18 protein-coding genes and 1 riboswitch are annotated in these 19215 nt (G+C 75.6%); of the genes, 11 read left to right on the top strand and 7 right to left on the bottom strand.

What is annotated here, in order from left to right:
- The first annotated feature begins 48 nt into the window (after window positions 1-48).
- Complete coding sequence (locus AB0J00_RS05845) at window positions 49-354, top strand: hypothetical protein (RefSeq protein ID WP_357741527.1); 306 nt, start codon at window positions 49-51, stop codon at window positions 352-354.
- Between the two features lie 404 nt (window positions 355-758).
- Entirely contained in the window at window positions 759-1766 is a 1008-nt protein-coding gene (locus AB0J00_RS05840) for a C40 family peptidase (RefSeq protein ID WP_357741524.1), read from the top strand.
- Here AB0J00_RS05840 and AB0J00_RS05835 read toward each other — a convergent pair.
- Entirely contained in the window at window positions 1733-2341 is a 609-nt protein-coding gene (locus AB0J00_RS05835) for a YdeI/OmpD-associated family protein (RefSeq protein ID WP_357741521.1), read from the bottom strand. The genes AB0J00_RS05840 and AB0J00_RS05835 overlap by 34 nt on opposite strands.
- Before the next feature lie 115 nt (window positions 2342-2456).
- Here AB0J00_RS05835 and AB0J00_RS05830 point away from each other — a divergent pair, with 115 nt between their 5' ends.
- The 4 genes from AB0J00_RS05830 (at window position 2457) to AB0J00_RS05815 (ending at window position 6214) form a co-directional block, all read left to right on the top strand.
- On the top strand, window positions 2457-3203 hold the full coding sequence (locus tag AB0J00_RS05830; protein ID WP_357741518.1) for a histidine phosphatase family protein: 747 nt from the start codon (window positions 2457-2459) through the stop codon (window positions 3201-3203).
- Window positions 3184-4074, top strand: coding sequence for an NAD(P)H-hydrate dehydratase (locus AB0J00_RS05825; protein ID WP_357741515.1), 891 nt, complete (start codon window positions 3184-3186; stop codon window positions 4072-4074). Before AB0J00_RS05830 ends, AB0J00_RS05825 begins: the two co-directional genes overlap by 20 nt.
- 29 nt (window positions 4075-4103) lie before the next feature.
- Entirely contained in the window at window positions 4104-4634 is a 531-nt protein-coding gene (locus tag AB0J00_RS05820) for a gamma carbonic anhydrase family protein (protein ID WP_357741512.1), read from the top strand.
- A gap of 170 nt (window positions 4635-4804) precedes the next feature.
- Window positions 4805-6214 (top strand): acyltransferase, encoded by a 1410-nt coding sequence (locus AB0J00_RS05815; RefSeq protein WP_357741510.1) that lies wholly within the window; start codon window positions 4805-4807, stop codon window positions 6212-6214.
- On the opposite strand, the gene AB0J00_RS05810 is transcribed toward AB0J00_RS05815, so the two are convergent.
- The 4 genes from AB0J00_RS05810 to AB0J00_RS05795 all read right to left on the bottom strand — a co-directional run bounded on the left by AB0J00_RS05810 (window position 6215) and on the right by AB0J00_RS05795 (window position 10954).
- The gene (locus AB0J00_RS05810) at window positions 6215-7300 is read right to left on the bottom strand and encodes an acyl-CoA desaturase (protein WP_357741507.1); all 1086 of its coding nucleotides are present in this window, start codon (window positions 7298-7300) and stop codon (window positions 6215-6217) included. It abuts the gene before it with no gap.
- Between the two features lie 156 nt (window positions 7301-7456).
- The gene (locus AB0J00_RS05805; RefSeq protein WP_357741505.1) at window positions 7457-8518 is read right to left on the bottom strand and encodes a beta-eliminating lyase-related protein; all 1062 of its coding nucleotides are present in this window, start codon (window positions 8516-8518) and stop codon (window positions 7457-7459) included.
- A 20-nt stretch (window positions 8519-8538) separates the two neighbouring features.
- Window positions 8539-9660, bottom strand: a complete 1122-nt coding sequence (locus AB0J00_RS05800; protein WP_357741502.1) for a homoserine O-acetyltransferase — start codon at window positions 9658-9660, stop codon at window positions 8539-8541.
- Between the two features lies 1 nt (window position 9661).
- A complete protein-coding gene (locus AB0J00_RS05795) occupies window positions 9662-10954 on the bottom strand; it encodes a bifunctional o-acetylhomoserine/o-acetylserine sulfhydrylase (protein ID WP_357741499.1) in 1293 nt (430 codons plus the stop codon).
- A gap of 45 nt (window positions 10955-10999) precedes the next feature.
- Window positions 11000-11116: riboswitch (SAM riboswitch) on the bottom strand.
- Window positions 11117-11192: 76 nt separating this feature from the next.
- Here AB0J00_RS05795 and AB0J00_RS05790 point away from each other — a divergent pair.
- Both AB0J00_RS05790 and AB0J00_RS05785 read left to right on the top strand, forming a co-directional pair.
- Window positions 11193-11669 (top strand): GNAT family N-acetyltransferase, encoded by a 477-nt coding sequence (locus tag AB0J00_RS05790; RefSeq protein ID WP_357741497.1) that lies wholly within the window; start codon window positions 11193-11195, stop codon window positions 11667-11669.
- 72 nt (window positions 11670-11741) lie between these two features.
- The gene (locus tag AB0J00_RS05785; protein ID WP_357741494.1) at window positions 11742-12773 is read left to right on the top strand and encodes a zinc-dependent alcohol dehydrogenase family protein; all 1032 of its coding nucleotides are present in this window, start codon (window positions 11742-11744) and stop codon (window positions 12771-12773) included.
- Window positions 12774-12775: 2 nt separating this feature from the next.
- On the opposite strand, the gene AB0J00_RS05780 is transcribed toward AB0J00_RS05785, so the two are convergent.
- Together AB0J00_RS05780 and AB0J00_RS05775 are read right to left on the bottom strand one after the other, a co-directional pair.
- Window positions 12776-13414, bottom strand: coding sequence for a hypothetical protein (locus AB0J00_RS05780; protein ID WP_357741491.1), 639 nt, complete (start codon window positions 13412-13414; stop codon window positions 12776-12778).
- The gene (locus AB0J00_RS05775; RefSeq protein ID WP_357741488.1) at window positions 13411-14340 is read right to left on the bottom strand and encodes a mechanosensitive ion channel family protein; all 930 of its coding nucleotides are present in this window, start codon (window positions 14338-14340) and stop codon (window positions 13411-13413) included. The genes AB0J00_RS05780 and AB0J00_RS05775 overlap by 4 nt, the downstream gene beginning before the upstream one ends.
- A gap of 214 nt (window positions 14341-14554) precedes the next feature.
- Here AB0J00_RS05775 and AB0J00_RS05770 point away from each other — a divergent pair, with 214 nt between their 5' ends.
- The 3 genes from AB0J00_RS05770 to AB0J00_RS05760 all read left to right on the top strand — a co-directional run bounded on the left by AB0J00_RS05770 (window position 14555) and on the right by AB0J00_RS05760 (window position 19087).
- On the top strand, window positions 14555-16303 hold the full coding sequence (locus AB0J00_RS05770) for a BCCT family transporter (RefSeq protein WP_357741485.1): 1749 nt from the start codon (window positions 14555-14557) through the stop codon (window positions 16301-16303).
- Between the two features lie 105 nt (window positions 16304-16408).
- Window positions 16409-18052: a methyl-accepting chemotaxis protein gene (locus tag AB0J00_RS05765; RefSeq protein WP_357741482.1), complete on the top strand. Its 1644-nt coding sequence runs from the start codon at window positions 16409-16411 to the stop codon at window positions 18050-18052.
- A gap of 51 nt (window positions 18053-18103) precedes the next feature.
- Window positions 18104-19087 (top strand): acyl-CoA dehydrogenase family protein, encoded by a 984-nt coding sequence (locus AB0J00_RS05760; RefSeq protein ID WP_357741479.1) that lies wholly within the window; start codon window positions 18104-18106, stop codon window positions 19085-19087.
- The last annotated feature ends 128 nt before the right edge of the window (window positions 19088-19215 follow it).

The following is a 19215-nucleotide window of genomic DNA, read 5'->3' as shown; positions in this document are numbered from 1 at the left end:
ACAACGACCACCTGCACTTCCCGGCAGGGCGGCGAGGGGAGCACCGTGATGACGTACAGCCAGAAGCCCTCGATCTTCCAGCTGGGCAAGGTCCACGAGAACGGTCCGAGCGTGATCGTCTCCGGGTGGGGTCTGGGCATGTGCGCCAGCTCCTGCCGGTGCCACCGCAACCCCGACGACGGCCAGCTGGCGCTCGACGAGGACCAGGCCGCCGGCCGCCTCGGCCTGCGCAGCTACACCGAGACCGGTGCCTGCGACTGCTGCGAGGCGTGGACCTCGGCCGAGCTGTCGGCCATCCTCCGCGACGTCGCCGTCCTCGAGGCCCTCGACGCGCAGGAGCCCGCCGCCGGCTGAGCCCGGCCGCGCCGCACCAACAGCACAGCACCACAGCACCACAGCAGCGCTCGACGTCGCAGAGGCGCCGTCCGCCGGGGGGAACCGGCGGGCGGCGCCTCTCGCGTGTCCGGCTCGCGTCCCCGGGTGGCCCGAGCGGCACCTGGGGTCGCGCTCGACCCCTGCGCGCCCGGGGCGGACGTTGACCGCGCTCGCCACCGGACGACGGCCGACCGGCTTGTCGGCCCGGCCCGGCACAGCACAGGAGTGGCGGGCGGGGCCTCTGGGACTGAGGAGCCGGCGGACCGATCGGTCCCGGCGCGCCCGGCGCGGCAGGACGCGCCGACGTCCTTACGTTGCGTGAGGACGCCCTGCGGACCGTGATGCCCCTTCCCCGGGCTCGCCGCAGGCACGACGGAGGCCCGGTGAACCGGACGACCACCCGCCGGTGGACGCGGTGCGCAGCTCTGGCCGCCGGCGCCACGGTGCTCGCGGCGTTCGCCCCGGCGACCGCCCAGGCCGCCCCCGCGAGCACCGATCAGGCCCGGCAGTCGGTCACCGAGACCGGCAAGCAGCTCGAAGCGATCAACGAGCAGGTCAACCAGGCGATCGCGACGGTCACCGAGCAGCAGACCGCGGCGCAGAGCGCCGACCAGGCGGCTGCCGGGGCCGAGGCCCAGCTGGCCACGCTGGCGCCGCAGCTGCGGGCCATCGCCCAGGCCGGTTACGGCGGCGGCACCTCCTCCCGGGTGGCCGCCTTCCTCACCAGCGGCTCGGCCCGCGACCTGGTCGAGCAGATGAGCACCCTGGACCAGCTGGCCGCGCACACCGACCAGGTCGTCGGCCGGATCGCGGCCGCCCGCGACGCCGCCGAGCAGGCGAAGACCGCCGCCGCCACCGCCGAGCAGCAGGCCGAGGCCGCCGCCGCGGACCTCAAGGCCAAGCAGGCGGAGCTGAAGAAGCAGCTGTCGGGCTACCAGTCCGACCTCGCCCGGCTGACCGCCGCCGACCAGGCCAAGGTGCAGACCGCGCTGTCCGGCCCGCAGCTGACCACGGCCACCCCGGCGCCGGCGCCGACCGCGGCAGCCGGCAAGGCCGTGCAGGTCGCGCTGGCGCAGACCGGCGACCTCTACGTCTCCGGTGCCTCCGGCCCCGACCAGTTCGACTGCTCGGGCCTGACCATGTACGCCTACGCGGCGGCCGGCATCAGCCTGCCGCACTCCAGCCTGGCCCAGTCGCGGATGGGCACCCCCGTCGCGCGGCAGGACCTGCAGCCCGGAGACCTGGTCTTCTACTACAAGCCGGTCAGCCACGTCGGCATCTACATCGGCAACGGGCAGATGGTGCACGCGCCGGTGCCCGGTCAGCGGGTGCTGGTGACCAGCGTCGACAAGGGCGGCTACGTCGGCGCCCGCCGGGTGGCGCTGGGCTGACCCGGCGGGCGGCCTTCCGCCAGCATCTGCACCAGGGCGGCGATCCGCTTGGCGCGGGTCTGCGGGTTGCTCGCCGTCTCCACCCGCCAGAGGACGGCATACCGGTCGCCCTTGCCCAGCCCGGCGAAGAAGTCCGCGGCGGCCGGCTCGGCGGCGAGCGCCGCGGCGAGGTCGTCGGGCACGGTGATCGTCGCCGGCCCGGCGTAGGCCCGCTCCCACCGGCCGTCGGCCTGCGCGGCCTCGACCGCTGCCTGACCCGCGGGCCGCATCCGGCCCTCGGCCACCAGCCGCCCGACCGTGCCGACGTTCTTCTGCGACCAGACGCTCCGCGCGCGCCGCGGCGTGTACCGGACGGTGAACCAGTCGTCGTCGACCCGGTTGGCGCGGCCGTCGATCCAGCCGAAGCACAGCGCCACCTCCACCGCCTCGGCCGCCGTCACCGACGGCACCCCCGCGGACTTCTTCGCGATCTTCAGGAACAGCCCCGCTGCGCGTTCGTGCTCCGCCTCCAGCCACGCCTCGAACGCGGCCGCGGACGGGAAGGACAGCACGGGGAGGTCGTCGTCACCGGGCATGCCGCGCATCCTGCTCCTGCCCGCTGACAGTTCCCGGCGGTTTCGCGCACGCACGCCCCGGCTACGGCAGGGCGGACGGCGCCGGGACCAGGCGCCCCGACCGACGGGACGTGGGATGGCGCAGGAGCCGGGACCGTCCGCGCTGTGGCTGGTCCGCCACGGCGAGAGCCTCGGCAACGTGGCCGACGCCGAAGCGCACCGGACCGGGGCCGGGCGGCTGCAGCTCGACGTCCGCGACCCCGACGTCCCGCTGTCGGGCACCGGCGAGGAGCAGGCCGCGGCGCTGGGCCGCTGGCTCGCCCGGCTGGACCCGGCCGAGCGGCCCACCACGGTGCTCAGCTCGCCGTTCACCCGGGCCGCGGCCACCGCCCGCGGCGCGGTCGAGGCCAGCGGGCTGGACCTGACCACCCGGTTCGACGAGCGGCTGCGGGAGCGCGACTTCGGTGCCTTCGACGGCATGACCGGGACGGCGATCCGTGACGAGTACCCCGACGAGGCGCGCCGCCGCGACGTGCTGGGCAAGTTCTACTACCGCCCCCCGGGCGGCGAGAGCTGGGCCGACGTCGCCCTGCGGGTGCGCAGCCTGCTGGCCACCGAGGCGCTCCGGCACGACGGGGAGCGGCTGGTCTGCTTCACCCACCAGGCCGTCGTGATGGTCTTCCGCTACGTGCTCGAGGAGCTCTCCGAGCAGGAGCTGCTGGAGGTGGACCGCGCGCACACGGTCGCCAACACGTCGGTCACCCGCTACCACCGGGACGACGGCGGGGCGTTCCGGCTCGAGGAGTTCAACGGGGTCGGCCACCTGGCCGGCGACCGCGAGCCCGACGTCACCGAGGAGCACGATGTCCCGTCCCCAGCCTGAGCGCGTCCTGGTCACCCCGCAGGTGCTGCGCGGCTGGCAGCTGCCCGAGCCCACCGGCGGCAAGGAGGCCCGCGGCTCGATCCTGGTCGTCGGCGGCAGCACCGAGACCCTCGGCGCGGTGCTGCTCGCCGCGGAGGCGGCGCTGCGGTCGGGAGCGGGCAAGCTGCAGGTCGCCGTCCCGGCCAGCGTCGCCGGGCCGGTGGCGGTGGCACTGCCGGAGGCCCTGGTGCGGGCGCTGCCGGAGACCGCCGACGGCGCGGTCTCCGCGGACGCCGCCGACCGGGTGGTCGAGCTGGCCCGGCGGGCCTCCGCGGTGCTGATCGGCCCGGGCATGCAGGACGAGGAGCAGACCCGCCACCTGGTGCAGCGGCTGCTCCCCGAGCTCGAGGGCCCGGTGGCGCTGGACGCGCTGGGACTGGCCGCGGTCACCGCCGACCCCCGCTGCCTGCACCACCTCGACGGCCGGGTGGTGCTCACCCCCAACCCGACCGAGCTGGCGATCGCCCTGCACGCCGAGCAGGGCGCCGTCGAGGACGACCCGGCCGGCGCGGCCCGGGAGCTCGCGAGCGCCGCCCGGGCCGCAGTGGGGCTGGGTGGCGCGACCAGCTGGGTCGCGGCCCCCGACGGCCGGCTGTGGGAGGACCAGAGCGGCGGCGCGGGCCTGGGCGTCTCCGGCTCGGGCGACGTCCGGGCCGGGGTGGTCGGCGGGCTGCTGGCCCGCGGCGCCGACCCGCTGCAGGCCGCGGTGTGGGCCTCCTACCTGCACGGCCGGGCGGGTGAACGGCTGGCCGGGGAGATCGGCATGCTGGGCTTCCTCGCGCGGGAGCTGCCGCTGCAGATCCCCAAGATCATCGCCGAGACCGCCCGCTGAGCACGTCGACCCCTGCAGGAGCCAGCCGCATGACCGAGCCCTTCCTCGGCGCCCTCGACACCGGTGCCCCCGACGTCGACCCGACCGCGTTCGTCGCGCCCACCGCCACCGTGGTCGGCCGGGTGACGATGGGCCCCCGCTCGAGCCTCTGGTACGGCGCGGTCGCGCGCGCGGACGCCGAGGTGATCGAGATCGGCGCCGACTCCAACGTGCAGGACGGCTCGACGCTGCACAGCGACCCGGGCTTCCCGCTGGTGCTCGGCGAGCGGGTGACCGTGGGGCACGGCGTCGTCCTGCACGGCTGCCGGGTCGACGACGAGGTGCTGGTCGGCATGGGCAGCACCGTGCTCAACGGCGCCCACATCGGCACCGGCTCGATCATCGCCGCCGGCGCCGTGGTCACCCAGGGCACGGAGGTGCCGCCGCGCTCGCTGGTCGCCGGGGTGCCGGCGAAGGTCCGCCGGCAGACGACCGACGACGACGTGGCCGCCATCCGGGCCAACGCGACCAGCTACACCGACCGGCTGGACCAGCACCGCGCGGTGCGCCGGCTCCCCTGACCCGCGGGGCGGGACGAGCCCCGCGGGACTCGTGTGACGAGTGGGCCCGCCACCCGGTGCGCGGTCCGGCGAGGCGACGACGGGACGGGTCCGTCCCTCCCTAGCGTCGTCGCGCCGGGTCTTCCCACCCGGCCCCTGGGTCGCCCAGGGTGACGGGGAGTGGAGGGCGCGTGCGCCAGGAAACGACGTCGCCGGCCCGCGCGAGGGGCCGGCTGGCCGCTCTCGACGGGCTCCGCTTCCTCGCCGCCCTCGCCGTCGTGGCGTTCCACTTCACCGGGCGGATGAGCCCGGCGTGGGACGGCGGGATCGACACGGTCTTCCCGACGCTGAGCAAGCTCACCGTCCTCGGGTGCTTCGGCCCGTACCTGTTCTTCATGATCAGCGGCTTCGTCGTCCTGATGAGCGCCTGGGGCCGGCCGGTCGCGGGCTTCCTCGCCTCCCGGGTCGGGCGGCTCTTCCCGGCCTACTGGCTGGCGGTGGTCGTCACCGGCGTCGTGCTGTTCACCAACCAGACGTTCCTCGCCGGCTGGGAGGGGCTGGGCCTGCCCGGCGTCACCCTGAACCTGACGATGTTCCAGTCCGCGTTCGGGGTCGGCCACGTCGACGGCGTCTACTGGACGCTCTGGGCCGAGCTGAAGTTCTACCTGATCCTGGCGCTGATCGCGGTCGCCGGCATCACCCGCAGCCGGATGCTGCTGCTCTGCCTCACCTGGCCGGTGCTCGGCGCGCTGGCCCGCACCACCGAGCAGCGCTTCCTCACCGAGGTGCTGATGCCGGACTACGCGCCGTTCTTCTGCATCGGCGTGCTGCTCTACCTCGCCTACCGCGACGGCTGGGGCGCGGCCATCGGCCTGCTGCTCGGGCTGAACTACGTGTGCGGCCTGTGGGCGATCGACCTGTACTACATCCCGGAGACCACCAAGGTCGCCGGCATCCCGGCCGGGTCGTTCGCCACGCTGGCCGTGCTGTTCACCCTGTGCATCGCCGCGATCGTCGTCGTCACCATGACCCGCGTCTCCCGGATCGGCTGGGGCTGGCTGACCACCCTCGGCGCGCTGACCTACCCGCTGTACCTGCTGCACGAGATCAACGGCTGGACGCTCATCCGGCACCTGCAGCCGGTGCTCCCGGCGTACGCGAACGTCGCGGTCACCGTGCTGGTCCTGCTGCTGCTCGCCCACCTGACGGCCCGGTTCGTGGAGAAGCCGCTGGGCAACCGGCTGCGCCGCGCCGTCGAGCGCGACCTCGGCCGCTCGTTCAGCCGGCTGGCCACGGTCCCGGCGGGCGAGCGGGCGGAGCAGGCCCCGCCCGCCGCACCCGCGCCCCAGCTGATCGCCCCGGCCGCGCCGGTCGCGGAGCCCGCGACCGCGGCGATGGCCCGGCCGCTGGCCCAGTTGGTCGACCAGCTGGTCTCCCCGCCGACCCCGCCCGCCCGGCGGATGCCGCCGGTCCCGGCGGCGGGCCGCTCGACCGTCCAGTTCCACGTCCCGGGCCCCCGGTCGACGCCGGAGTGCACCCCGGCGGCGGCGCCCGCCACCGCCGAGGTGCCCGCCCAGCGCCGGCCGGTCAGCTCCCGCTGATCAGACCCGGTACTGCTGCACGAGCGGGCAGCGGAACGGGTCGCGCTCGCCGAGACCCACCTGGTTGAGGTAGCGGACGACGGTGCCGTAGGAGCCCAGCAGCGACATCTCGGTGTAGGCGATCCCGTGCTGGGCGCAGAACGCCCGCACCATCGGCTGGACCTTGCGCAGGTTCGGCCGGGGCATGCTCGGGAAGAGGTGGTGCTCCACCTGGTAGTTGAGCCCGCCCATGAAGAGGTCGGTGAACCGGCCGCCGCGGATGTTGCGCGACATCAGCACCTGCCGGCGCAGGAAGTCGACCCGGCCGTTCTCCGGCACGATGGGCATGCCCTTGTGGTTGGGCGCGAACGAGCCGCCGAGCAGGACGCCGAAGACGGCGAGCTGGACGCCGATGAAGGCCGCGGCCAGCCCCGGCGGGAGCAGCAGGAACAGCACGCCGGCGAACGCGGCCAGCCGGGCCAGGACGACGCCCAGCTCCAGCCGGCGGTGCGGCATGTCCTTGACCTGCAGCAGCGTCTGCACGCTCGCGGCGTGCAGGGCGAGGCCCTCGAGGGTCAGCAGCGGGAAGAACGCCCAGCCCTGCCGGCGGGCGAACCAGGCGCTGAAGCCGCTGCGCTTCTGGGCGTCCTCGACGGTGAACACCAGCGGACCCTCGCCGGAGATGTCGGGGTCCTTGCCCCGCTGGTTGGGCGCGTTGTGGTGCTTGTTGTGCTTGCCCATCCACCAGCCGTAGCTCAGCCCCGCGAAACCGCAGGACAGCACCCGGGCGGCCCACGCGTTGGTGCGGTGCGAGGCGAACACCTGCCGGTGGGCGGTGTCGTGGCCGAGGAAGCCGAACTGGGTGCTCACCACGGCCAGCGCCGCGGCCAGCGCCAGCTGCCACCACGTGTCGCCCAGGAGCACGACCGCCACCCAGAGGCCGGCGAACGCGGCGACGGTGAGGGCGATGGCGGTCAGGTACCAGCCGCGGCGGCGGGCCAGCAGCCCGGCGTCCCGCACCTGGCGGGAGAGGTCGGCGTAGGCGCTGACCGGCCGGTCGCGTCGGGAGGGGGGACGCACGGCGTCGCCCAGGAGCTCAGCGGTCATGGGTGCTCTCTGAGGTGTGCCCCGGACTGCCACGGGACGGCGCCGGCGGGGAGCCGGCGGAGGGGAAGGACCGCGCTGCGGCTGCAGGGGCCGCGTAGGCCGACGGTAGGTGGCGAACCCGTGGTGCGCCACAGAACGATCGGCTGCCCAGGACCCTCAGCTGCCCAGCGCGGCGACCGCCGCGCGGATCTCCCCGACGGTCAGCGCCAGCGTCGCGTCGCCGACCGGCAGCTCCACCCGCAGGGTCCCCGGGTCGCCGGTGGGCGCGGGGTGCAGGCCGACCCACAGCCCCTGCCGGGCCAGCTCCAGGCTCGCGGCGCGGAACGCGTCGGGGGTGGTGCGCAGCAGCAGGTGCAGCATCGGCGTCTGCGGCGGGTCGGGGACGACGGTGGTCCCGGGCAGGTCGCGGACGGCGTCGGCGACCTCCCGCGCCCGCACCAGGTACGCCGGGAACCGCGACCGCCGGCGGCGCAGGTTGGTCAGCGCGGACGCGGCGCCCGGCCACAGCCCGAACAGGGTGCCGCCCATCCGCCGCCGCCAGGTGCGCACCTCGGCCACGACGTCCTCCGGCCCGGCCAGGCAGCAGCCGGCGAGCGCGCCGATGCCCTTGTAGAAGCTGACGTAGACGGTGTCGAACAGCGCGGCCAGCTCGGCGGGGGAGCGGTCGTAGCCGGCCGCGGCCTCCCACAGCCGGGCGCCGTCCAGGTGTGCGGCCGCGCCGAGCCCGTGCGCCCAGCGGACCTGCTCGACCAGGTCCTCCCACGGCGGGAGCTGCCCCCCCAGGTCGCGCTGCGGCAGCTCGACCAGCAGCGCCGCCGGCTGCTCGGCCACCTCGTCGAGGTCGCTGCGCAGCAGCAGCCGGTCGCGGTGGCCGGTGGGGCGGCCGACCAGCCCCTGCAGCCGCTCCAGCGCCCGGCCCTCGTGCACCTCGAGGTGGGCCTGCGGGTGGTAGACCACGGTCCGCCGGCCGCGCCGGTCGGCGTGCACCCGCAGCGCCGCCTGCTGGGCCATCACGCCGCTGGGCAGGTACACGGCCGCGGGCAGCTCCAGCAGGTCGGCGACCTCGCCCTCCAGCTCGGCGACCACGCCGCCGTCGCCGTACCGGTCGACCTCGGTGTCGGCCGGGACGTCGGCCAGCTGGTCGGCGACCCGCCACACCCCGTGGCCCGCCAGCGACCGGTCGCAGGAGGGCCGCAGCGCCTTCAGGTCGTCGTCCACCCCGTCAGTCTGCCTGGGCGTCAGCCGGCGAGCAGTTCCCGGACGAGGTCGCCGACGGCGGCGGTCTCGAGCAGGAAGCCGTCGTGCCCGTAGGGGCAGGGGATGACCCGGAGCGGCACGCCGAGGCCGTCGGCCACCCGCTGCTGCTCGCCGATCGGGTACAGCCGGTCGGAGTCCACGCCGGCGACGACGGACCGGGCGGTGACCCGGCGAAGCGCCGCCTCGACGCCGCCGCGGCCGCGGCCGACGTCCCAGCCGTTCATCGCCTCGGTGAGCACGACGTAGCTGCCCGGGTCGAACCGCCGGGCGAGCTTCGCGGCGTGGTGGTCGAGGTAGGAGGCCACGGCGTAGCGGCCGTCGTCCTGCACCGTGTTGCCGAAGCGGGCGCCGAGCTCGATGTCGCTGCGGTAGGTCAGGTGGGCGATCCGCCGGGCGATGCCCAGGCCGGTCACCGGGCCCGGGCCGGGGTGGTAGTCGCCGCCGGCCCAGGCGGGATCGGCCCGGACGGCGGTCTGCTGGGTGGTCTGGGTGCCGATCTGGTCGGCGGTCGCGACCGCCCCCGACGCGAGGAAGAACAGCCCCGCGACCCGGTCCGGGTGCCCGACCGCCCACTCCAGCGCGCGCATGCCGCCCATCGACCCGCCGACGACGGCCCGCCAGCGGCCGACGCCCAGCGCGTCGGCGAGCGCGGCCTCCACCACGACCTGGTCGGTGATGGTGACCTCGGGGAAGCGGGAGCCCCAGGCCCGGCCGTCGGGCGCCGTGGACGACGGGCCGGTGGTGCCCTGGCAGCCGCCGAGCACGTTGGCGCAGACGACGAACAGCTCGTCGGTGTCCAGCGGGGCGCCGGGCCCGACCAGCGAGGGCCACCAGCCGGCGGTCGGGTGGCCGGGGCCGGCGGGGCCGACGACGTGGCTGTCCCCGGTGAGCGCGTGCTCGACGAGCACCGCGTTGCCGCCGTCCGGGGCGAGCGTGCCCCAGGTCTCGTAGGCGACGGTGACGACGGGCAGCACGCCACCGCGGTCGAGCCGGACCGGTCCGTCCAGCGTCAGGAAGCGCCGGTCCCCGGCCGGGTCGCCGGGCTGCCAGCCGCCGGCATCGGGGGTCCGGGACGCCGGTCCGGCGTCCCGGACCCCGCTCACGTCAGGCCGCCTTCGCGGCCCGGAAGCCGGACTCGAGGTCGGCGAGGATGTCCTCGATCCCCTCCAGGCCCACGGCGAGGCGCACCAGGCCGGGGGTGACGCCGGTGGTCCGCTGCTCCTCCTCGGTCAGCTGCGAGTGCGTGGTCGACGCCGGGTGGATGACCAGGCTGCGCACGTCGCCGATGTTGGCCACGTGGCTGTGCAGCTCCAGCGCCTCCACGAACCGCTTGCCGGCCGCCACGCCGCCGCGGATCTCGAAGGCGAGCACCGCGCCCGCACCGCGCGGGGCGTACTTCTGCTGCGCGGAGTGCCACGGGGAGGAGGTCAGGCCGGCGTAGTGCACCGACTCGACCTCGTCGCGGGACTCCAGCCACTCGGCGACCCGCTGGGCGTTGGCGACGTGCCGCTCCATCCGCAGCGACAGCGTCTCGATGCCCTGCACGACCAGCCAGGCGTTGAACGGCGAGATGGCCGGGCCGAGGTCGCGCAGCAGCTGCACGCGGGCCTTGAGCGCGTAGGCCGGCGCGCCGAGGTCGGCGTAGACCACGCCGTGGTACGTCGGGTCGGGCTCGGTGAAGCCGGGGAACTTCCCGCCGGTCCAGTTGAAGTTGCCCGAGTCGACGATGACGCCGGCGATCGCCGTGCCGTGCCCGCCGAGGTACTTGGTGGCGGAGTGGACGACGACGTCCGCGCCGTGCTCGATCGGCCGCACCAGGAACGGCGTGGCGATGGTGTTGTCGACGATCAGCGGCACGCCGTTGCGGTGCGCCACCTCCGACACCGCGGAGGTGTCGAGGACGTCGCCCTTCGGGTTGCCGATCGACTCGGCGTAGAAGGCCTTGGTGTTCTCCTGGACCAGGGACTGCCAGTTCTCCGGGTCGTCGGGGTTCTCCACGAAGGAGACCTGGACGCCGAGCTTGGGCAGCGAGTGGTGCAGCAGGTTGTAGGTGCCGCCGTACAGGGAGGCGGAGGCGACGACGTGGCTGCCGGCCTCGGCGACGTTCAGGATCGCCAGGGTCTCCGCGGCCTGGCCGCTGGCCACGGCGAGCGCGGCGACGCCGCCCTCGAGCGACGCGACGCGCTGCTCCAGCGCGTCCTGCGTCGGGTTCATGATCCGGGTGTAGATGTTGCCCATCTCGGCCAGCGCGAACAGGTCCGCGGCGTGCTGGCTGTCGCGGAACTGGTAGCTGGTGGTCGCGTAGATGGGCAGCGCGCGGGCGCCGGTGGTCGGGTCGGGGGCTGCGCCGGCGTGGATCTGCCGGGTCTCGAAGCTCCAGCCGCTGGGCTCGGTCATGCGCCATTACCTCCTGAGGTCGCCGGAGCACCCACGGCGCGGAGGGCTCCGTCCTTGCCCGCCGGCGGGCGCCGGAGGGCCGGCTCTTCCCCTGGGAGCACCTCAGACGGAGTAGAGGTTGCCGGGCAGCCAGCCAGGTGCTTGTCGCTGCCTCTCGTGAGCCAGTCGCGATCTTAGGACGGCGGCCCGGCCCCTGCGCAATCCGCCTTCCGTCCTGATCGGCTGGCACGATCCCCGGGTGCCTCCTCTCGAGCTGCGCCCGGTGGCGCTGGCCGACCTCGTCGAGCTCCGCGACGCCGCGCTCTCGGCCGGGCACCCCGGCCGGCCGGTGGTCTGGCCCTACGACACGGCCCCCGGCGCCGGCCACCACGGCGGGTACGTCGACGGCCGGCTCGTCGCCTGCGTGAGCACCGACCGCACGCCGCTCGAGGGCAGCGACCCGGCGTCGACCTACCGCTTCCACTCGATGGGCGTCGCGCCGGCGTGGCAGGGCCGGGGCGTGGGCGCGGCGGTGCTGCGCGCGCTCGCCGGCGTGCTGGTCGACCAGCAGGCCACGCTGCTGTGGGCCACCGCCCGCGCGTCGGCGCTCGGCTTCTACCGGCGGATGGGCCTGGCGGTGGCCGACGGGGAGTTCGTCGTCCCGGAGACCGGTTTCGCGCTGCGCGTCATCTCCCTGGACGCGGCCGGCCTGGCCACCCTCGCCGGCCGCTGTTGAAGGACCCCGTCCCCCTCACCCCTCGCACGCTCGGGGCGAGCCCCTGGACGGGGCCGGGGGAGACTGGCCGGCGTGCGCGCGCTGGTGTTCGAGGAGTTCGGCGGTCCGCTCTCGGTGCGGGAGGTCCCGGCGCCCGACCCGGCCCCGGACGGCGTGGTCGTGCGGGTGGGCGCCAGCGGCATCTGCCGCAGCGACTGGCACGGCTGGGCCGGGCACGACCCGGACGTCGTCCTGCCGCACGTGCCGGGCCACGAGCTCGCCGGCAGCATCGCCGCGATCGGGCCCCGGGTGCGGAGCTGGTCGGTCGGTGACCGGGTGACCGTGCCGTTCGTCTGCGCCTGCGGCCGGTGCGCGGCCTGCCGGGAGGGCAACGGCCAGGTCTGCCTGCGCCAGACCCAGCCCGGCTTCACCCACTGGGGGTCGCTGGCCGAGCTCGTCGCCCTCGACGCCGCCGACGTCAACCTGGTCGCGCTGCCCGACGAGCTGCCGTTCGCCACCGCCGCGGCGCTGGGCTGCCGGTTCGCCACCGCGTTCCGGGCGGTCACCGGGGTCGCCGCGGTGCGGCCGGGGGAGTGGGTGGCGGTGCACGGCTGCGGCGGGGTGGGGCTGTCCGCCGTCCAGGTCGCGGTCGCGTCCGGCGCCCGGGTGGTCGCCGTCGACGTCTCGCCGGGCGCGCTGGAGCTGGCCCGGGCGTGCGGCGCCGAGCACGTCGTCGACGGGACGGCGGACGACGTCCCCGCCGCGGTCGCCGCGCTCACCGGTGGCGGCGCGCACGTCTCCCTCGACGCGCTCGGCGCCCCGCAGACCTGCGTCAACTCGATCCGCAGCCTGCGTCCCCGCGGCCGGCACGTGCAGGTGGGGCTGCTGCCGCCGGCGGCCGGCCGCGCCGAGGTGCCGATGGAGCTGGTGATCGCCCGCGAGCTGCAGCTGCTGGGCAGCCACGGCATGGCCGCCGCCGACTACCCGGCGATGCTCTCGCTCATCGCCGCCGGCCGGCTGCGGCCCGAGCTGCTGGTCACCCGGCAGCTCGGGCTCGCCGACGCGGGCCCGGCGCTGGCCGCGGTGGGCCGCACGCCGGGCATCGCGGTGGTCACCAGCTTCTGAGGTCAGCCGGTCGGCGTCGCCCCGGTGCCGCTGCCGCCGGTCTCCTCGGCGCCGCTCTCGCCCCCGCCCGCGGTGGTCGCGGGCGCCTCGCTGGTGCGCTCGCGCGGGCTGGGCGGCGACACGCTGGTCGAGCGGGGCGGTGCCGACGACGTCGACCGCTCCGGCGTCCGCGACGGGGTGGTCGACTCGTCCCCGGGCGCGCTGCTCGGGGCCGACCCGCTGGTCGTCGGCGACCCGGGGGCAGGCGACGAGGACTCCGCGGGCACCGACGACCGCGGGGCCTCCTCCGTCGGCGTCGACGGCGGGGTGGTGGTCGCCGGGGCGTTCCGGTTGAACGAGCTCACCCGGAACTGCTCCCCGGTGTCCGGGTCGGTGATCGTGCGGGTGTCCGGCCGCGGCAGCGCCACGTTCAGCGCGAACAGCAGCACGAACAGGCAACCGATGACCACCGTCGAGGTGCGGGCGCGGCCGAGCCGGGTGGGCACCCGGCGGCGCCAGAGCGGTGGCCGCTTCGCGGTCGGGGCGCCGGGCACCGCCGGCAGGCCGGCCGCGACGGGCAGCATCGTGGTCGGCGGGTCGACCGGGCCGGGCCGGGCGCCGTCGGGGCCACTGCCCTGGGGACCGGGGTCGGCGTGGGTCATGCCGCACCCCCGCTGCGCACGCGGTCCTCCGCGAGCGCCTCCTCGTGCGGGTCGGTGCCGTCCGGACCGGTCGGAACGTGCAGGGTGACCCCCTCCCGGGACAGCGCCAGCGCGACCCGGGCCCGCAGGTCGCGGCCGACGTCGAACTGCTTTCCGGGCAGCGTGCGGGCGACCATGCGCAGGTTCACCTCGTCCAGACCGAGGCTCTCGACGCCCATCAGGCTCGGCTCGTCGAGCAGCAGCGGGTGCAGCCGCTCGTCGGCGAACGCCCGCGCGCCGACCTCTCGCAGCACCTCCTGCACCCGGTTGACGTCGGTGGTCGCCGGCACCGGCACGTCGACGACGGCGCGCGCCCAGTCGCGGGACAGGTTCACGACCTTGACGATCTGGCCGTTGGGCACCGTCACCACCTCGCCGTCGGGCGAGCGGAGCCGGGTGATGCGCAGCGTGACGTCCTCGACGGTGCCGCTCGCCGGGTCACCCCCGCCGACGACGTTGATCGAGACGACGTCGCCGAAGCCGTACTGCCGCTCGGTGATCAGGAAGAACCCGGCCAGCACGTCGCCGACGACCCGCTGGGCGCCGAAGCCCAGCCCGACACCCAGCACGGTCGCCGGCGCGACCAGGCCGGTGACCGGAACGCCGAGCCGCTCGAGCACGAAGAACACCGCGATCGACCAGATCAGCACGATCAGCGACCAGGTGATCACCTGGGTCAGCGAGTGCCGGTGCTTGGCGGCCTCCGAGCGGACCAGGGCGTCCCCGCCGGTCGAACCGGCGTCGATCCGGTCGGTGATCCGGTTCCCCGTCCAGCTGACCAGCCGGGCCAGCAGGACGGCCCCCAGGATGATCAGCAGCGCCTCGAGGCCGGGGCCGCGGAGCCAGATGAGGAGGTCTTCGGCAGGGCCTTCGCTGAGCACGTCCATCCCCTCCAGTCTGGCCCGTCCCCCGGGCCGCGGCGACACCGGTGTCGTTCACCCAGGTGGGTGACGATCGGGCCACATCCGGGTTCGCCCCCGGTGCCAGCGGGGATGGAGGAGAGGTTCCGCCTCCGTGCGCCACACCGCCGTGCGCGCCGGACCGCACCACGAGAGGAGGGGCGCCCGCACCTCGGGCGCCACCCACATGGCGAGTACCACCGTGCCCCACCGGCCGACGGACGGGGACGACGCGCCGCACCCGGCGCTCGACGTCCGGCCACCCGTCGCCGACCGCTCCGCCGGCCTGGACCGCGTCGTCTTCGGCGTCGCCGCGGCCGTCGCGCTGGCCTTCCTGGCCTGGGGTTTCCTGGGGTCGGACAACCTCGGTTCCACCAGCTCCGGCGCGCTGACCTGGATCGAGTCGAACCTCGGCTGGTTCTTCGTGCTCATCGCGTCCGGGTTCGTGCTGTTCGTGCTGTGGCTGGCCGCCGGCCGCTACGGCCGCATCCCGCTCGGCCGGGACGACGAGGCGCCCGAGTTCCGCACCGTCTCCTGGGTCGCGATGATGTTCAGCGCCGGGATGGGCATCGGGCTGATGTTCTACGGCGTCAGCGAGCCGCTGACGCACTACGTGTCGCCGCCCCCGGGCACCGTCGAGGGCGAGTCCGCCGACGCGGTCCGGACGGCGATGGCGACCACGCTGTTCCACTGGACGCTGCACCCGTGGGCCATCTACGCGGTGGTCGGCCTGGCCATCGCGTACGGCTCGTTCCGGCGCGGCCGGCCGCAGCTGATCAGCGCCGTGTTCACCCCGCTGTTCGGGCGGCGGGCCGCGGGGCCGGCCGGCAAGGTCATCGACGTCCTGGCGATCTTCGCCACGCTGTTCGGCTCCGCCGCCTCCCTCGGTCTCGGTGCCCTGCAGATCGGCAGCGGCGTCGAGATCCTCGGCTGGGCCGGGAACGTCGGCAACGGCGTCCTGGTCGGCATCATCGCGGTGCTGACCGCGGCGTTCGTCGCCTCGGCGGTGTCCGGGGTGGCCAAGGGCATCCAGTGGCTGTCGAACACCAACATGGTGCTCGCCGTCGTCCTGGCCGCCTTCGTGTTCGTCGTCGGGCCGACCGTCTTCATCCTCAACCTGCTGCCCGAGGCGATCGGCGGCTACTTCTCGGACCTCGGGGAGATGGCCGGGCGCACCGAGGCCGCCGGCGGCGACGCGATGGCCACCTGGCTGCGCGGCTGGACGGTCTTCTACTGGGCCTGGTGGATCAGCTGGACGCCGTTCGTCGGCATGTTCATCGCCCGGATCAGCCGCGGCCGCACGATCCGGCAGTTCGTCAGCGGCGTGCTGCTCGTGCCCAGCGTGGTGAGCCTGGTCTGGTTCGCCGTGTTCGGCGGGGCCGGCATCGCCGCCCAGCGGGACGGCGTCGACGTGGCCGGCCAGGCGACCAGCGAGGGCCAGCTGTTCGGGGTGCTGCGCGAGTACCCGCTCGCCACGGTCATGACGGTGCTGGTCATGGTGCTGGTCGCGATCTTCTTCGTCTCCGGCGCCGACGCCGCCTCGATCGTCATGGGCTCGCTGTCGCAACGGGGCACGCTGTCGCCCAGCCGCTGGGTGGTCGTGTTCTGGGGCGTCGTGATGGGCGGTGTGGCCGCCGTCATGCTGCTGGTCGGCGGTGACGACGCGCTCACCGGGCTGCAGAACCTCACGATCATCGCCGCGCTGCCGTTCGCGGTCGTCATGGTGGGCATGGCGGTCGCGCTGGTCCGCGACCTGCGCACCGACCCGCTGGTCCTGCGCGGCACGTACGGCCGGGCCGCGGTGGAGCAGGCCGTCGTCGACGGGATCACCCGGCACGGCGAGGACTTCGTGCTCGAGGTGCGCGCCGCCGACCCGCCGGCGGACGGCGGCAACGTGGTGGCGCCGCAGCCGGTGGTCGACACCGCGGAGCCGGCGACCCCCCGGCGCTGAGCGGGGCCGGCGCGGCCGGGATGTGGTCCCGGCCGCGTCGGCTCAACAACCCCGCGCGCCGGACGATGACCTCAGGGACAGCTGTGCCCGTCCTGAGGAGCCCTCATGCCCACCACCCCGGCCCCCCAGGGGGCCCCGGCCCGGCGACGGTCGACGCCGGGTGCGTGGTGGGCCGACCGCCCGGTGGCGGTCAAGGTGCTCACCGGTGTCGGCGCCGCCTCCCTCGTGGCCGCCGTCATCGGCGTCAGCGGTCTGGTCGCGCTGTCCGCCGAGGCGGGCACCAGCGAGCGGCTCTACCACGAGGACGTGCTGGGCATCGACGGCATCACGGCGCTGATCAGCGACGTGAAGGACGTCGCCAACGCCCAGCAGGCCGCGGTGCTGGCCACCACGCCCCAGGCGACCACCGACGCGCTGCAGCGGTCCTCGGAGGCGCGCGACCGGTTCGGCGACCACCTCGACGACTTCCTGGCGCTGGACCACCCGGGTGAGACCGAGGACGCCCTCACCGAGGTCGAGCAGACGTTCACCCGGGCCGGGCAGGTCGAGCAGGGGCTGCTCGCGTCGCTGGCCCAGCAGCACGACCCGGCCGCGTGGACCGCCGTGCACGACGCCCAGGTGAAGCCGCTCTACGACGAGGCGCTGGCCGGGCTGGTCGAGCTGGAGGAGCTGGAGAGCGCCGACGCGGCGGCCAACGCCGCCCAGGCCCGCGCCGACAGCGCCCGGCAGCGGACGTTCTCCGTGATGGTGCTGGTGGTCGGCGTGCTGGTGGCGCTCACCATCGGGCTGCTGGTCGCCCGCGGCGTGGCCCGCACGGTGCGCCGGGTCGAGGAGGTCGCCCAGGCGCTGGCCCGCGGCGACCTGACCCGCAGCACCGGCATGACCAGCCGGGACGAGCTGGGCCGGATGGGCGCGGCGATCGACGCGGCGCTGGCGCAGCTGCGCGGGGTGATGGCCGGGATCGTCGCCTCGTCCTCGACCGTCGCCGCCTCGGCCGAGGAGCTGTCGGCGTCGGCCGGCCAGATCTCGGCGTCGGCGGAGGAGACCAGCACCCAGGCCACCGTCGTCTCGGCGGCGGCCGAGGAGGTCTCGCGCAGCATCGAGACCGTCGCGGCGGGCTCGGAGGAGATGAACGCCGCCATCTCCGAGATCTCCAAGGGCGCCGCCGAGGCCGCCCGGGTGGCCGGCGGGGCCGTCGTCGAGGCGGGCCGCACCAACGCGTCGGTGCAGAAGCTCGGCGACTCATCGCGCGAGATCGGGGAGGTGGTGAAGGTGATCACCTCGATCGCCGAGCAGACCAGCCTGCTGGCGTTGAACGCCACCATCGAGGCGGCGCGCGCGGGCGAGGCCGGCAAGGGCTTCGCGGTCGTGGCCAGCGAGGTGAAGGAGCTGGCCGAGGAGACCGCCCGGGCGACCGACGACATCTCCCGCCGGGTCGCGGCCATCCAGACCGACACCGGCGCCGCGGTGGAGGCCATCGGCCGGATCACCGACGTGGTCGGCTCGATCAACGACTTCCAGCTGACCATCGCCTCCGCCGTGGAGGAGCAGACCGCCACCACCAACGAGATGGCCCGGTCGGTGGCCGAGGGCGCGACCGGCGCCAGCGAGATCGCCGCCAACATCACCGGTGTCTCGCAGGCGTCGGAGTCCACCACCGCGGCCCTGGGGCAGACCCGGATCGCCGTCGACGAGCTCTCCCGGCTGGCCAGCGACCTGCGGGTGACCGTCTCGCAGTTCACCTTCTGAGCGGCCCACCCCACCGGCCGGCCGGGCGGTGCGCCCGGCGAGGATGAGCGGGTGACCGACGTCGTCGCCCGGGCCCGCCGCCTCGCCGAGGAGCTGCTCGCACCGGCCGCCGGCGGGGCGGACGCCGCGGGCCGGCTGCCCGCCGGGCACCTCGACGCGCTCGCCGCCGCTGGCCTGTACGGCCTGACCGGGCCCGTCGACGCCGGCGGCCTGGCCGCCGCCCCGGGCACCGTGGCCGACGTCGTGGCGGAGCTCGCCGCCGGCGACCTGGCCACCGCGTTCGTCTGGCTGCAGCACCTCGGTGTCGTGGCGCGGGTCGCCGGCGCCCCGGCCGACCTGCGCGCGGAGTTCCTGGCCCCGCTGTGCGCCGGCCGCAGCCGGGCCGGCACCGCGCTGCAGGCGGCCACCCGGCCGGGACCGGCCGCGGTGGCGGTCCGCCGGGACGGCGGCGACCTGGTCCTGGACGGCGAGGTGCCCTGGGTGACCGGCTGGGGGCACGTCGACCTGCTGCTGGTCGCCGCCCGGGAGGCCGACGAGGTCGCCTTCGTGCTCCTCGACGCGGCGGCCGGACCCACGCTGACCGCCACTCCCCAGCGGCTGGTGGCGGTGCCGGCCAGCGCGACTGTGGAGCTGGCCCTGCACGGCCACCGGGTGCCGGCCGCCCGGCTGGTGGGCACGGTGCCGCTCGCGGAGCTGCGGGCCGCCGATGCCGCCGGGTTGCGCACCAACGGCGCGCTGGCGCTCGGCCTGGTCCTCCGCTGCACCCGGCTGGTCGGGCCCTCGCCGCTGGACGCCGACCTGGCCGCCGTCCGGGCGGAGCTGGCCGCGGCGACCCCGGCGGAGCTGCCCGCGGCCCGGGCCGCCGCCTCGGCCCTGGCCCACCGCGCCGCCGGCCTGCTGGCCGCGGCCACCGGCAGCCGGGCCGTGCTGGCCGGGTCGACCGCGGAGCGGACCGCCCGCGAGGCGCTGTTCCTGCTGGTCTTCGGCTCCCGCCCCGCGATCAGGGGCGAGCTGGTGCGCCGGCTGGGCGGCTGATCCCGCGGAGTCGGGACCAAGGTCCCGCGTGTGTCCCCTTGCGCCGGGCGTGACGCCTGCCATCATCGAGCCGCTCACGGAAACGGCGGGTTTCGTAACTCGCCGCCGTGGCGCCCGGGCCCTGCCCC

This window comes from Modestobacter sp. NPDC049651 (genome assembly GCF_040659695.1).
In the GTDB taxonomy this organism is placed as follows: domain Bacteria; phylum Actinomycetota; class Actinomycetes; order Mycobacteriales; family Geodermatophilaceae; genus Modestobacter.
Note: the sequence above shows the minus strand (reverse complement) of the source record. Positions and strands in the feature narration are given on the sequence as shown.

Excerpts from the sequence above, each read along its gene's own strand:
- AB0J00_RS05775 (WP_357741488.1), bottom strand. The coding sequence starts at position 14,340 with ATGGACGTGCTCAGCGAAGGCCCTGCCGAAGACCTCCTCATCTGGCTC.
- AB0J00_RS05820 (WP_357741512.1), top strand. The coding sequence starts at position 4,104 with ATGACCGAGCCCTTCCTCGGCGCCCTCGACACCGGTGCCCCCGACGTC.
- AB0J00_RS05795 (WP_357741499.1), bottom strand. The coding sequence starts at position 10,954 with ATGACCGAGCCCAGCGGCTGGAGCTTCGAGACCCGGCAGATCCACGCC.
- AB0J00_RS05825 (WP_357741515.1), top strand. The coding sequence starts at position 3,184 with ATGTCCCGTCCCCAGCCTGAGCGCGTCCTGGTCACCCCGCAGGTGCTG.
- AB0J00_RS05835 (WP_357741521.1), bottom strand. The coding sequence starts at position 2,341 with ATGCCCGGTGACGACGACCTCCCCGTGCTGTCCTTCCCGTCCGCGGCC.
- AB0J00_RS05810 (WP_357741507.1), bottom strand. The coding sequence starts at position 7,300 with ATGACCGCTGAGCTCCTGGGCGACGCCGTGCGTCCCCCCTCCCGACGC.
- AB0J00_RS05765 (WP_357741482.1), top strand. The coding sequence starts at position 16,409 with ATGCCCACCACCCCGGCCCCCCAGGGGGCCCCGGCCCGGCGACGGTCG.
- AB0J00_RS05780 (WP_357741491.1), bottom strand. The coding sequence starts at position 13,414 with ATGACCCACGCCGACCCCGGTCCCCAGGGCAGTGGCCCCGACGGCGCC.
- AB0J00_RS05830 (WP_357741518.1), top strand. The coding sequence starts at position 2,457 with ATGGCGCAGGAGCCGGGACCGTCCGCGCTGTGGCTGGTCCGCCACGGC.
- AB0J00_RS05845 (WP_357741527.1), top strand. The coding sequence starts at position 49 with ATGACGTACAGCCAGAAGCCCTCGATCTTCCAGCTGGGCAAGGTCCAC.